Raw genomic sequence first — 13,230 nt, forward strand, 5'->3', positions numbered from 1 at the left:
TCTCCTGCATGAGCTAGCCTGACAGAACAGGGCATAGTTACTTGTCGTCATGGCGACGAACTTTCAGGCACGCAGACGGATGCGAAAATGCCCCCAGCAATAGCACATAACCACTAACTACGCGGCGCAAATGGCGGGCTATTCGACTAGCTCGGGCAGGACTGGCGTTGTTTCCTCTAAATCAGCAAGGGCGGCCTCTGGACTGGCTGTAGCCAAGGCAGCGTAAGCAGCTGCTAGGGGCTTCTTGAATGCTACTTCTAGGCGAGCCATGGCGTCGGTGAGGAAAGCCATGATGGCGGGCCACTGCGTTTGGTCGAAGTAGTTAACGTCTTCCTTGCGGTATTCTATCTTGACGGAAATTCGTCCGTCTTTGATATCCCAGGTAAGTGGGGCGCCGAAGGCTTGTTCTATTTGGTCGCGTTGAGCAAAGAGCTGGTCGTACAGCCAGACATTCTCCCAGCGCTCAGGGCGGGAAAGGTTGAGCAGTACCGAGGCTGAGCGGTAGGTAATGACAAAGGAATAAGGAGCAGCGCGTACACCGGAGCCGGCCGACAGCCAATGGTCGCGCGTGGGGTTTACGCCTGAGAAAAGGTCAGTCCTCTGGTTGATTAGCGGGAGGAGCTGCTGCCAGAACTTGCGACGAATCTCGTGGCGGTGCACTTCGGCGGCTTTGGTTTGCGCTTCCTCTTGCGCCTTTACAGCCATGCGAATGGTGTATTCCTGCGTTTCCCGCAGCGGAATGATCTGCTCTACATTCAGTAGCAGCTGGTCACCAAGCTGATAAAGGGTTACCTGGTGACATTGCATGCGCACGTTGTAATTAAGCAACCACAGCACAGTAGACGTTACCTCTTTGCGGAAACGTGCCGCTACCAAGAAGATGCGAATACCGTTGTCGGCTTGGTTGAGCAGGCCTTCGTAGGCAGCACCTTCAAAAAACTCAATGAGCTTTTCTTCCGCTTTATCCCCTTTGTGGTATTTGTCGAGGTATGACTGGAAGAGGCGTACGATATCCTGAGTACTTAAGCCGGCACAGTAAGAAGCGTATTTCAGGGCCTGCCAAGTAACATCACGGCCGGAATCATCGAGTTTGTTCTCGATAACAACGAGGTTGAATTGCTTGTCAAGGGCAAGTAGATCCAAACGCTCATAGGTACCATCAAAGCCGTCAAACTCCTTTTGAATGATGAGGAGTGGTTCGCCAAGTGCTGTTGGGTTAGCTACTAACCACTCCTGCAAATCGGCCCGCTCGGATAAGGCTTTACTGCCAAACGTCACAGGTTCGATAACACTCATCTTCTTCTGGATACGATCGACTAGATACATCTGTGGAAGGCTTTGTTGAAACTCAGGATTAGTTGTCTGACGCAAATTAGGTGATAATATTACCTACTGCTGCATCTAAAACCAACATGCCAACAGCTTTGATAGCACAGCCAGGCAGCTCAAAAAGGAGTTGAGTCGACACGTCAGCACTCTGTAGTGCAGTGGACATTATTACAAGCATATTTGCCAAAACGATAGAGCATGCGCGGAATTATATTCTTCAATACAGGATGGATGAACCGATATGCAGGTTCAGATAATGACAGAATCCAAGGTGGAGGACGGTATGTTGAAGAGAATGAAAGCGGTGGTGAAATGTACAATTTCATGCCGCATCGTGGAAAAATGTACGGGTACGTACAGCCCGTGCGAGGTAATACTATTAACATATCAAGGATAGGCGCTTCCCCGTCTGACGTTTCTATTTCAGAGGTAACAGTGGTCTGGACAGCGCGGCATCCTATGAATGGTGGAACCTATGTAGTAGGCTGGTACACGTCAGCAACCGTTTATCGAGGATACAAGCCTTTAGACTTCACTCGATCTAAATCGTGGGGTTGGCATGGACGTGAGGTCGGGTATCATGCGGTAGCTGACCAGAATAATGCAAGACTCCTAGAGCCAGATGCACGCACATTGTTAGTGCCCCGTGGCAAGGATGGTATGGGGCAGAGCAATGTTTGGTTTGCTGATGATAACCTGCCGTTCGTAAAAACTGTGCTACACTATATCCAGCATTACACAGACAAAGGGTTGCCTCCAGTATTGACCAAGCGGCCGAAGGCTGCGCGCCAGCCCGACGTTTTAAAGCGTATAGCTGTTGAGAGAAAGGCTATTGAGGTAGTTGAGAAGCACTATGTAGCACTCGGCTATTCTGTCGACTCTGTTGAAAAGGACAATGTGGGTTGGGACCTAGAGGCTAAGTTGAAAAAGCAACTGCTGAAGCTGGAAGTAAAAGGCCTTTCTGGTTCAAGGTTGATAGTAGAGCTTACGCCGAATGAGTATAAGCACCTAAAAGCCGATACTACCAATTACCGGCTGTGCATAGTTTGTCAAGCATTGACAACTCCGCGACTACATGTGTTTACTTACTTACGAGAACTAGACCGATGGATAGATGCGAACGGCCTCTTGTTGGGTTTTGAAGACATTGTGAGTGCCCGGGTAGAAGTGTTGTAAGTATATGTATTGAAGCAAATTGCCTTTTACATACTGTACGTTCCCCTTTCTTATCATCATCCGCAATGAGCAACATCTGGCTCCACCGCATATCTCATCACGCAGACGTCACTTACCCATTACTGCAACACAACTACTTAAGTATCGGCTTTTCTGATTTCTCCACCAGTAGTTTTATAGATGATGTACTATTTATAGGATGGGAAGCTCTAGAGCAAATGTGTGACGAACAATGGGGCTCGAGGCCTAGAACGCGTCATAATCTTTGGCGGTTTATCCACGAAATGAAAACAGGAGACTGGGTGGTTGTTCCTAGTTGGGGGAACTTCTCCGTTTACGAATTGACTGGAAGCAAAGCTTTACCGATTGGGCAAATACAAGCTCCTGATTTAAAAGACTGGCACGATAACATCATAGAAGTAGGTGCTGATAACCTGCTACACCGTGCCGCAACTAATGAGTCACCACAATCGGAAGCAATTGATCTGGGCTTTGTATGGCAAGTCACACCTGTCTGTTTGAGCATTAGTAGAGAACAGTATGCTGATGCTGCTCTAACTGCAAGAATGAAGATCAGGTCAACAAATGCTTGGATTGGAGACCTGCGCCAAAGCGTAGAAAACGCTATTGCAGCTCGCAACCAAAACCGACCTATCAACCTTCACGCCCAGATTACTGAAGCGAGTGTACCCAGTGTGCTTGCGGCTATGCACCAGAGCTTAAACCCTGACAAGTTGGAGAGGCTGATCAAATGGTATTTCCAGCGTGTAGGAGCTTCGGATGTATGGATACCTGCGAAGAATGCAGCAGACAAAGAAGGGGATGCAGACGTTGTAGCCACTTTCGAGCCTATTAAGACTATCATCTATGTCCAAGCAAAGTTTCACACGAGGGAAACTTCTTCTTGGGCAGCTGAACAAATCAAAGCATACAAGGAAAGCAAGGAGGTAACAGACAGCGATTATTCTCGCGTGTGCTGGGTTGTTTCTACAGCTGATGGCTTTGCAGAAGACTGTAAGTTAGCAGCGCAAGAATCGGGCATTCAGTTGATAGATGGAAAACGCTTTGCTACTATGCTTCTCGAGGCAGGTTTGGCAGGACTTGACTCAGCACTTAACAAGTAGCTGCAGCAGCTTGGCATAGGTGAGTACGCACGGATAACTCAGACGGCAGGGTTAGGGGATATTGCACGGCTAAGCGGCACTCTTAGGCGCGTTGTCGCGCATTAATGAGCTTTGGGGCTGAGCGGCGTGGGCTGCATTATGCAGCAGCTGATCTTGGTCATGCGGGAAGAGGCCGCGCTTCTCCTTGAGGTTAATGACGGTGAGGCGTTGGCGCAGGTGCTCGACGTTGGGGTGGTCGGACGGGAGATGACGGCCGATGCAGGATAGCAGATGCGAGGCGGCTTGCTGTAGGTGGACTTTTAAAGTCCTAAATATTGAGCCGCATTAAAGCGTTTGACATCATCTAGTCTAGCATAGCGCTCAATCATTGCATCCGTTTTTTGCTTCGTTTGGTTCTTGATTGCTTTGTTTGATTGGCCAGCTTCCACAGCAACGGTAACAAATGACGCTCTTAACGAGTGAGCAGTGTAAGCAGGGCCAAGGTGGCGCTGCACCAAATCATTCACGCTCTGGTCGCTCAAACGTGCCTTCCCGGGTTGAGCGGGACGATTCTTGTTACCACGGCTCATGCGCGTAAACAGCGGCCCGGTACTCCGTCCTAAAAATTCAATCCATTCTTGTACCGCCCTCACTGGACAATAATCTGCACCAGGAGCATAAAATAATGCTTTGTCTTCCTCTTGCCCGTACTGGTTCGTCTTACTACGCCGCAGATGAATCACCAATGCTTGACGCGTCATCTCCACGTCTTCTACGTTGAGCGCCACGAGTTCAGACCGGCGAAACGCTCCGGCAAAGCCCAGCAGTAGCACTGCCCGATCCCGAAGACCTGTTGGTGTAGTCAGATCCATTGCCCGAATAGCTTGCTTTAATTCCGCCACTGTAAAGGCAGGAGCTTGCCGCTGCCGTTTGCCAACCACCCGCGCAATGCCGTCCAGCACCACATTCAACGCTTCATGGTTCGTAGGCGAAGGCTGCCCCGCGAGTTGATGCAACTTGCTGATGGCCGCCACATGCCGGCGTATGGTAGCTAGTTTCAATCCACGATCCGCCAGTTGCGACACATACGCTGCTACGGTCGTCACATCAGCTGGCAAATGCACTAGGTTATGGTGCTCACAAAAATCCTGAAAGCTCCGCAAGTCCGCAGCGTACCCGCGCTTGGTATTCTCCGCGCCGTGTAGCCCGGCCTCGACGTACTTGGCCACCGAAGGTGGTAACTCGACCAACGCGTGATTCCGGGTGGGTACGACCACGGCGAGCTGGGCTGACTTTTCCATGTGCTATATAATAAAGGAGTACCGATGAGTTTTCACCTCGAAAATACGACTTTTAAACTTAGTACCGATAAGTAAGTATTATCGGTACTAAGTTTACTGCAGAGCGATTGCTCAGCCACCCGATTCAGGGTTCAGTAGATAACTGGTGCTGCGGCCGCCAGCCTCTTCCTTGCGCAGCACGCCTTTCGCCAACAGGTCGTTGATGTCCCGCACGGCCGTCTCCTTGGAGCAAGCGCTCATCTTGGCCCACTTGCTCGAGTTGAGCTTGCCGACAAAGTCCCCCCAAAGCTTATCGATCATCCGGCGCTGCCGCTCGTTAAACGGCGTAGCCGCGTGCAGGCGCCAGAATTCCGCCTTCCGCAAAATAGCGGAGAGCAGATCGTTGGAGGCGGCAATGGCATTGCCCAAACAGGTAAGAAACCAAGCAAGCCAGGCCGTAACGTCCAGGTCGCCTTTCTGGGTTTGCTCCAGGATGTCGTAGTACGCGCGGCGGTGGCGCTCGATTTGAAACGACATGGAGTAAAAGCGCTTGGCCGTCTGGTCCACCCGGGCTAGCTGCATATCGGTAACGGCCCGGGCAATGCGGCCGTTGCCGTCTTCCAGCGGGTGCAGGGTAACAAAATACAGGTGGGCCAGGGCGGCCTTGAGTACCGGATCCAGGCCTGATACAACCACCGGCTCGTTAAACCAAGCCAGAAACCGGTCCATCTCCGCCGGCAGACGCGCGGCCGCCGGGGCCTCGAAGTGCACCTTCTCCCGGCCCGGGGCGCCGGACACCACCTGCATGGGCCCCGACTCGTCTTGCCGCCATTGCCCTACCCGGATCCGGTACATCCCCGAGTAGCCGGTCGGAAACAGCAAGGCGTGCCAGCCTAGCAGCCGCTCGGCCGTCAGGGCCTGCTGGTAGCGCTGCGTGGCGTCCAGCAGCATGGCCACTACGCCGTCCACTTGCCGGGATGACGGAATCAACCCAGCTACCTCTAGCCCTAAGTGCCGCGCGATTGATGAGCGCACCTGCGCTACATCCAGCCGCTCACCCTCGATTTGCGAAGACTTTACCACATCCTGCGTGATGGTAGCCAGCACGGCCTCTTCCTGCAGGGCAAAGCCCAGCGACTCCATCCGACCCAGCAACCGCCCCTGCTGACGGTTCACCTCACCCAGTAAAGTCTCAATGCGATTCGCCTGCCAAGTAAACCATGGCCAATCTTTGCGTTCGTGGATATACATGGTTACGAGCGGCCACGAATAGGGCGTATATTCGTGTCATAGTTTGACACGAATATACGCCCTATTCGTGGCACCAACAATTGTTGGCCGCAACGATCAAGTCTGGCTTGGCCTTCGGCAAATGCAGTAGGCAAGGCCCGCCGACAAGGTATAACCTACGGGCAACGGTGCCCCAACCGACCGTTGAAAAGTCAGCAGCCCATGTCAAAAGTTCGGGCGTATTTGCGCTTCGCCTTTTACCCCGGTCAGCCGCATGTAAATGATTACCTGTGCGTCCAGGCTTGCCCCTACACGAATTATGGCTGCGCTGTTCGCCATACCCGCTACGTTGGTGGTGCTGCAACCAGCCAACTGATAGCCTTTCGCGAGCAGCTGTCGGTTCGGGCTAATCGTTCTCCCGCTGCAGCAAGCGGATAATGTCGCCAACCCTCGTTAGAGTGGCCCAGTGGGTAGGCGCCCGACGACAAGTTGATTACGACTACTCACAATCTGATTTTCCCTCGCGCTGGCCACAAACTGCTGGCCCGTCAATGGGTGCAACCGGTCAAGCACTCAAAAGGCCGGCTAGCAGCCCGCAAGGCCCAGATGCCGGTTAGTCGCTACCATGATCGGGCCAGTCCCAGGTCCTACCCAGGACCGCTTGCAGGCGGTTGCCCATGGTTCTTACCACAAATACCATGGGCTGCTTGTACGCTTCTCGTCTGGCCGGGGCAAGTTGATCCAAGAAGGGATAAAGCCAAGGTCCGAATCAAACCTCGCGCAAAGCAAGATTCAATTCGGACCCAAAAGCCTAAGCCAAGAACTGGCGGCAAGCGAAAATTAGAAGCCGCTTACGTTGAGGCGGCCACCGGTAACGCACCGACCCGCCAGGGAAGGCGTTGGTACTGCGCTGCTGAGGATGGCGTTTTTAATCGCGGCGGCCGTGGCGCCGGGGTGCGTGGCGGCGTAGAGTGCCACGCCGCCGGTCACGTGCGGTGTGGCCATCGAGGTACCGTTGTAAGACGAATACGTGTTGAAAGCCGTGGTCGAATTGATAGCTGAACCGGGGGCGCCGATGTCGACGGTGGTTGCTCCGTAATTAGAGAACGACGACTTGGCGCCGGTGTTGGTGATGGCTGCCACCGCAATGACGTTGGGCAGGTCCATGTTCGAGGGGAAGCTCGGAGTTACGTCGTTGTTGTCGCCTACCCCGTCGCTCCCGCCGTTGCCGGCGGCGGCCACGAAGAGAATGTTCTGGGTGTTGGCCCGGTTTACCGCGTCGTACAGCGCCTGGGAGAAGCCGCCGCCGCCCCAGGAGTTGTTGCTGGCCACCAGGTTAATACCGTGGCGCGTTTTCAGGTCGTTCAGGTAGTCTACGGCCTTTACAGCGTTGGCCGTAGTGCCGCCGCGGCGGCCTAGGAACTTGCACGAAATCATGCGCACGTTCCACGCTACCCCTACTACCCCTTTGCCATCGTTTTTGGCTCCGATGGTGCCGGCTACGTGCGTGCCGTGGTCGTCGTAGGCCCCGCGCGTGCCCCCGTCGTAAACGCCGTTGTCGTTGCCGTCAAAGTCCCAGCCGTGGACATCGTCGATGTAGCCGTTGCCATCGTTGTCTACGCCGTCAACCGGGTCAAACGGGTTGGTCCATACCTGACCCGCCAAATCGGGGTGGTCAAACTGTACTCCTTCGTCAATGATGCCGAGCACCACCGAGGCCGAGCCGGTATTACCATTTGCCCAGGCTTCGGCTGCCTGGCTACCGTACTGGTTGGCAGGCGCGGAGGCGTCGCCGTACAAACCCCACAAGGAGCCGTTGGTGAAGTATGGATCGGTGCTGGCGGCGGTGTGCTGGTAAATCCAGTTGGGCTCGGCAAATTCAACTTCATTGCCTTTAACCCGGGCAAGGGCATCCAAAGCGGCCAGTGGGGTATTCACCAGGTGCAGGCCTTCCCGGTCACCGGCGCGCTCCATGGCCCTGGTGACGATGCGCTCGGCTACGCGGCCGTTGATCCGGGCCAGGGCCGCGGCGCGGGCTTCAGCAGAAACGCCGGGTTTGAACTTTACGAGCACCTCGTTGGCGACGTAATCTTTGCCCGGTATCCCCGCGGCATCTGCTGACTGTTCCAGAGCTTCTACCTCATTGCGGGGAGCGTCTACGTCGGTATCGCAGGATACCATTGTTAGGGTTGCCGCAGCAGTAATACCAAGCAAAGTCTTGCTTAGGACATGGTACTTTGTTTTCATAAAAGGTGGTTTAAGAGCGAGTAAAAGTGATGGGTAAGTATGCTCAATGTATGATAAATTATAAAGACTGCAATAAACAACTTGAAATTTTAAACATTTACCAAATAATATATTTATTATTTGTAATAATATTAAATGCAGCAGTCAGCTCTCTTTACTCACCTAGCCAGACGATTGGGGTACTGCTGTTTATGTGATGAAGCAATAAGGCAGATAGAGGCGCAGTTAAAGCTCTGTCCGTCTGGCCTCGCCGGACTAGCTGGTCCCTTAGGCAGAGGTAATCGGCAGCGCCGCAACAGCGGCCACCTCGAGCTGGCAATATTTCAGAATCCGCAAGCAGCGCAGCATGTGCCAGAACCGTAAAAGGGGGCATCGGCTGGCCCATCCCAAAAGGCGAGCCTATTTTTGTGCCGGTTACTTACTCCCGCATGTCTTTTTCCGCCTTACGCATCTATTTCGAGAACCCCGCGGGCCGGGTGCTGGAACACCCCGACGGTTACGCCGTGATTCAGTACCATCCCGGTCCCCGGGACTTGTTTCACCTCCAAGCGTTTTTGCAGCACACCGGGCAACTGCTGCACCTGCGTGGCTGGCATAAATTGCTGTCGGACCACCGCGTGATGACGCCTTTCCTGGCTGAAGAGCGCGATTGGATCCTGGACTATTGGCTTACCCGTCAGACCGAGGGCGGCACCTCCATCGTGGGCGCCGGCGTGTACCCGCCCGAGCAGCTGGCGCTGATGCCGGCTGCTCAGGTGGAGCAGGAAGCCCATCTGCCGGGCATCACCTTCCGGATGTTCGCCTCCCCCGAGGCCGCTGCCGGCTGGATCGGCACCAAGGCGTAGGGGCAATGGGGCACCGCCGCCGGGGGTGCAGTAGGTTAAGGCGTAACGTAAATTCCTATTGCAGTGCCCTCCACGCTCCCCAAGAGGAGCTTACCTGGGGTGCCGGTAGTGTGGTGTTAAAGCAACTGCCCTGCTCAGGCATACCAAGTGGCTGCTTCGCCTCTTTTGCCTGATCTTTGCCCGGTGATGAGAACACCGATAAGTTCAATTGCGAAGCATGTCCGGGCTTACGGGTTTGCCGCGGCCGTAGTGCTAACCGTCGGCCTGGCGCAGCCGGTGACGGCCGGCTCAGCGGATAAAAGCCTCGACAGCCTGCGGGCGCAATTAACCACCGGGCCAGCTGATACTAACCGGGTGCTGGCACTGGACGAACTCTGCTGGCAGTTAAGCAACTCCGATCTGAAGCAGGCCATTGCCTACGGGCAGCGCGGCCTGGCGCTGGCGCGGCAGCTAGGCTACCGCCGCGGGCAGCTCAAGTGCCTGACGGATTTGGGCAACTGTGCCATGTACGAGGCCAATTTCCTGGCTGGCACGCAGTACTTCCTGGAGGCCTTGAAACTGGCCCAACAGCCCCCCGCCAACCCGCAGATCATCGGCTTTGCCTACAACGGTCTAGCCAGCCTGCACCTGCTGCAGAAAGAATACGCCGACGCCCAGCACTACCTGGAAAAAGCCCTGGCCCTGGCGCACGAGCGCCGCTCGGTGGCCGATGAGGCCCTGTTTGCGGGCAACCTGGGCAACGTGCTGCGGCTGCGCGAGCAGGTGGCCCCGGCCCGCCGGCAGCTGCAGCACGCGCTGGCCCTCTACGATTCCCTGGGCAACGACCTGGGTAAAACCAGTTGCCTGACCAACCTGGCTCAGCTGGCCTACGATCAACACCAGTGGAAGCAGGCCCGGCAGTACGCGCAGCAGTCCAACCAACTGGCCGCGGCGGCCGGCAACATTTACTACCTGGGCGTGAACTACGCCCTGCTGGGCGGCATTGAACGGGGCCTGAAAAACTGGGGTGCGGCCACCGCCTACAGCCGCCAGGGCCTGGCTTACGCCCGGCAGAGCGACAACAAGGACGTGATGGCCGAGTGCTACCTCGACCTGGCCGGCTTAAGCAAGGAATCAGGTGACTTCCAACAGGCCTACGCCTGGCAGCAGCGCTACATTGCCCTGCACGACAGCTTGGTGAACACGGCCAAAATCGAAGAAATAGCCGCCCTGCGCGTGCGCTTCGACACCGAGCAGAAGGAGTTGCGCATCCGCGCCCTCACCCAGCAAGCCAAGGTGCAGGAGTTGCAGGCCGTGCGGCAACGCACCCGCTTGCAGGCGTTGCTGCTGCTGGCGGTGGCGGCTACGCTGGCGGCGGCGGGGGTGCTGTGGTACGGGCGCCAGCGGCGGCGGCTGGAGCGGGCCCTGCGCGAGGAGAGGCTGCGCAGCCGCATTGCCGCTGATCTGCACGACGAAGTGGGCACGCTGCTGGCGCGGGTGAGCGTGCAGGCCGACTTGCTCAGCAAAAACCAGCCGGCGGAAAATCCCGCCCTGAGCCGCCTGCAGACCAATGCCCGCTCCGCCGCCAGCACCATGCGCGATATTGTGTGGGGCATTGATGCGCAGGCCGACACCGTGGGGGCCCTGCTCGACCGCATGCGGGAACACCTCGACCAGTCGGCGGCCCCGGTTGGACTGTCCACCCAGCTGCAGGTTACCGGCCTGGCGGAAGATGAGCAGCCGCTGCCCTCCGAGCTGCGTCAGAACCTGTACCTGATTTTTAAGGAGGCCGTAACCAACGCCGTCCGACACGCCCGCGGCGCTACCGACCTGTGGGTGGCGCTGGCCCGCCACGGGAATACCCTGCAGCTTACCGTGCGCGACAACGGCGAAGCACAGCCCGGGCCCAGCCGCCGCAGCGGCCTGGGCCTGCGCAGTATGCAGCAGCGCGCCCAGGCCCTGCAAGGCACGCTCTCGGCTGGGCCCGACGAGGGCCAGGGCTTCCAGGTAATGCTTACCGTACCGTTCTAGACCACCTGCCTGGCTAAGCCCGGCTGCGAAGCCCTGCTAAAACCCCGGCCTCCCTTCTCATTCGAAGAGGGAGGCCGGGGTTTATCGGATGGTTGCCTATCTAGCTCGGGTGAGCGGCAGCTAGGCTGCTACTTCGTGATGATCAGGCGCTGTTGCGTCAGGTTGGCGCCTTGCCGCACCTGCAGCAGGTAAACGCCGGCTGTCAGCCCGGACAAATCCAGTTGCGCCCGTTGGCCATCCATCCTTCCCGCGTACACGCACTGGCCCAGCAGCGTGGTAACAGCTACCTCGCAGCCCGCGGCCCCACGTGCGACTTCCAGCTGAAAGCGGCCGTCGCCGGAAGGGTTGGGGAATACAGATACGGACTGCTCCGGAGCCGCCGTCGTGGCCGCCGTAGCGACTGCGCCCAGCACGGCTTCAATCATGAATTTACCGTTCGTGCCGTTTCTCATATCGATGGGGGCGCTGCCGGCGGTGATGGCAAAAAAGCTGTTGCTGCGCACAATGGGCTCGTTCTGCGTGCCCAGCGCGAAAACCTGCGGCTTGCCGCCCACTTTAACCATGCCCACCAGAAAGTCACCCGCCGGCACGGCAACCGGGGCCGGCAGCGCAAAGGAGTGCACGGCATCGAGGTCGGCGGCGGTAACCACGTAATCAGCCGAGCGGCCCAGCACGGCGCCGGTGCTGCGGTTCACTACCACCCCGTAGAAGGTTTCGCCCAAGGCCGAAAGGCTGGGGTTGGGATTCGCGCTGATAAAAGCGCGCACCGCCGTTATGGTCTGCGGGGTGCTCAGGGCAAAGCGCGCCGCCAGGCCGCCCCCCGGCCCCATGCTGTTGGACCCCGCCGTGTTAGCCAAGCCGGGCGTGATGTAAGAAAACGTAGTGGCCGTGGTAAGCAGCGGCAAGCTGCTGGTATTGTTGGCGTTGTTGCCGTCGGGCGCCAGCGTCACGCTGACGGTGTTTGCGCCCTGGTTCGGCAAGGTAATGCCGGGGAAACTGACTTCGGCTACGGCCCCGGAAGCCAGGGCAGGCACGGTCTGCGTAGCCTGTCCACTGTTGGCTCCGCTTACCGTTAGCGTGGCCGTGCCCGCGGGCAGCGCGGTTGTGCCCACGTTGGTTACCAAAGCCCGCAGCGCAGTGGGCGAACCGGCGGGCACGGCCACTTGATCGTAGCTGAAAAGGTACACGCTGGCGTCATTCGGCACCGACGAAAAAAAGCGATACGTCCGTCCGGCATCGGGACGGACGCTGCTGCGCACGTTGTGGGTGTCGTGCCCCTGCCGGAAACCGGCGATGCTCCAGGCCTCGGCGGAGTTTTTGCCGCCGCTCACTACCTCGTTCGCCGCCGGCGAGTTGCCCTTCAAGGCCACGTACACGTAGCGCAGCGCGTCGGGGCCGGAGCCCGCGGCCGCGGGGCCGTACACGAACTCCACTTGGTTGCTGGCTTCGTAGAGCTTTACCTGAAACGAGAAGTTATCGTACTGCGTGCCCAGGCTGCCCTCGGGTTTGTCGCTCACGTTTTTCCATTGCACGGTACACACCCGGCTGGGCGCTATGCCCGTGGTGGCCACGCGGTACTCGGCCCCGGCCGTGCCGGCTATCAGGTCGGTGTTGAAGGGAATCAGCAGGTTGGTTTCGGCGGAGTAGATCAGGCCCGCTCCCCCACTGGCCGCCTGAAACTGGGTGGCGAAAAACGGCGCCGCCGGCGCTGCGGCCCCCAGCTTAAGAAAGCCGTTGGTGTTGAGCACGAACTGCGTATAGGCCTGGCCGTTGAAGGTGAACGTAAAGCCGATGTTCTGCGGGGCCGAGTTGGCGTCGTCGAAGTTGCCGCCGGTGCTGATCACGGTGCCCGCGGTGCCCAAATCAGTGTAGGTGCCGGCGGTATTCACCACGTTGGTGGCCGCGTAGGGCAGTTGCGCCTGCGCCGCTGGGGCTGCCGCGGTCAGCAGGAAAGCCGCACCGAGCAAGCGGGTGATGGAAGCGTAGAATTTGGTCATAAGCAGAGAAGAA

General features: G+C 57.3%; 10 protein-coding genes. 5 read left to right on the forward strand and 5 right to left on the reverse strand.

Going from position 1 to position 13,230, the window contains the following annotated elements:
• Window positions 1-138: 138 nt before the first annotated feature.
• Window positions 139-1,326: a DUF4268 domain-containing protein gene (locus AC5FXY_RS11605; protein ID WP_493556840.1), complete on the reverse strand. Its 1,188-nt coding sequence runs from the start codon at window positions 1,324-1,326 to the stop codon at window positions 139-141.
• A 201-nt stretch (window positions 1,327-1,527) separates the two neighbouring features.
• Between AC5FXY_RS11605 and AC5FXY_RS11610 the strand changes: the two genes are divergently transcribed.
• From AC5FXY_RS11610 to AC5FXY_RS11620, 3 genes are all read left to right on the forward strand, one after another.
• Complete coding sequence (locus tag AC5FXY_RS11610) at window positions 1,528-2,505, forward strand: protein NO VEIN domain-containing protein (protein WP_493556841.1); 978 nt, start codon at window positions 1,528-1,530, stop codon at window positions 2,503-2,505.
• A 65-nt stretch (window positions 2,506-2,570) separates the two neighbouring features.
• Window positions 2,571-3,629, forward strand: coding sequence for a restriction endonuclease (locus AC5FXY_RS11615; RefSeq protein ID WP_493556842.1), 1,059 nt, complete (start codon window positions 2,571-2,573; stop codon window positions 3,627-3,629).
• A 138-nt stretch (window positions 3,630-3,767) separates the two neighbouring features.
• Complete coding sequence (locus tag AC5FXY_RS11620) at window positions 3,768-3,896, forward strand: hypothetical protein (protein WP_493556843.1); 129 nt, start codon at window positions 3,768-3,770, stop codon at window positions 3,894-3,896.
• Between the two features lie 32 nt (window positions 3,897-3,928).
• Here AC5FXY_RS11620 and AC5FXY_RS11625 read toward each other — a convergent pair whose 3' ends face one another.
• The 3 genes from AC5FXY_RS11625 to AC5FXY_RS11635 form a co-directional block, all read right to left on the reverse strand.
• Entirely contained in the window at window positions 3,929-4,909 is a 981-nt protein-coding gene (locus AC5FXY_RS11625; RefSeq protein WP_493556844.1) for a tyrosine-type recombinase/integrase, read from the reverse strand.
• A 111-nt stretch (window positions 4,910-5,020) separates the two neighbouring features.
• The gene (locus AC5FXY_RS11630) at window positions 5,021-6,139 is read right to left on the reverse strand and encodes a Fic family protein (RefSeq protein WP_493556845.1); all 1,119 of its coding nucleotides are present in this window, start codon (window positions 6,137-6,139) and stop codon (window positions 5,021-5,023) included.
• 819 nt (window positions 6,140-6,958) lie between these two features.
• Window positions 6,959-8,299, reverse strand: a complete 1,341-nt coding sequence (locus AC5FXY_RS11635; protein WP_493556846.1) for a S8 family peptidase — start codon at window positions 8,297-8,299, stop codon at window positions 6,959-6,961.
• 494 nt (window positions 8,300-8,793) lie between these two features.
• Here AC5FXY_RS11635 and AC5FXY_RS11640 point away from each other — a divergent pair, with 494 nt between their 5' ends.
• Window positions 8,794-9,210, forward strand: a complete 417-nt coding sequence (locus AC5FXY_RS11640; protein WP_493556847.1) for a hypothetical protein — start codon at window positions 8,794-8,796, stop codon at window positions 9,208-9,210.
• 186 nt (window positions 9,211-9,396) lie between these two features.
• Entirely contained in the window at window positions 9,397-11,220 is a 1,824-nt protein-coding gene (locus AC5FXY_RS11645; RefSeq protein ID WP_493556848.1) for a sensor histidine kinase, read from the forward strand.
• 128 nt (window positions 11,221-11,348) lie between these two features.
• On the opposite strand, the gene AC5FXY_RS11650 is transcribed toward AC5FXY_RS11645, so the two are convergent.
• Entirely contained in the window at window positions 11,349-13,217 is a 1,869-nt protein-coding gene (locus tag AC5FXY_RS11650; RefSeq protein ID WP_493556849.1) for a T9SS type A sorting domain-containing protein, read from the reverse strand.
• Window positions 13,218-13,230 lie beyond the last annotated feature (13 nt).

The sequence above is a fragment of the Hymenobacter sp. FMD4 genome, from assembly GCF_058932745.1.

What these genes read in the sequence shown, in the direction of transcription:
- AC5FXY_RS11630 (WP_493556845.1), bottom strand. Translation starts at nt 6,139, where the DNA reads ATGTATATCCACGAACGCAAAGATTGGCCATGGTTTACTTGGCAGGCG.
- AC5FXY_RS11620 (WP_493556843.1), top strand. Translation starts at nt 3,768, where the DNA reads ATGCAGCAGCTGATCTTGGTCATGCGGGAAGAGGCCGCGCTTCTCCTT.
- AC5FXY_RS11640 (WP_493556847.1), top strand. Translation starts at nt 8,794, where the DNA reads ATGTCTTTTTCCGCCTTACGCATCTATTTCGAGAACCCCGCGGGCCGG.
- AC5FXY_RS11615 (WP_493556842.1), top strand. Translation starts at nt 2,571, where the DNA reads ATGAGCAACATCTGGCTCCACCGCATATCTCATCACGCAGACGTCACT.
- AC5FXY_RS11645 (WP_493556848.1), top strand. Translation starts at nt 9,397, where the DNA reads ATGAGAACACCGATAAGTTCAATTGCGAAGCATGTCCGGGCTTACGGG.
- AC5FXY_RS11605 (WP_493556840.1), bottom strand. Translation starts at nt 1,326, where the DNA reads ATGTATCTAGTCGATCGTATCCAGAAGAAGATGAGTGTTATCGAACCT.
- AC5FXY_RS11650 (WP_493556849.1), bottom strand. Translation starts at nt 13,217, where the DNA reads ATGACCAAATTCTACGCTTCCATCACCCGCTTGCTCGGTGCGGCTTTC.
- AC5FXY_RS11625 (WP_493556844.1), bottom strand. Translation starts at nt 4,909, where the DNA reads ATGGAAAAGTCAGCCCAGCTCGCCGTGGTCGTACCCACCCGGAATCAC.
- AC5FXY_RS11635 (WP_493556846.1), bottom strand. Translation starts at nt 8,299, where the DNA reads ATGGTATCCTGCGATACCGACGTAGACGCTCCCCGCAATGAGGTAGAA.
- AC5FXY_RS11610 (WP_493556841.1), top strand. Translation starts at nt 1,528, where the DNA reads ATGCGCGGAATTATATTCTTCAATACAGGATGGATGAACCGATATGCA.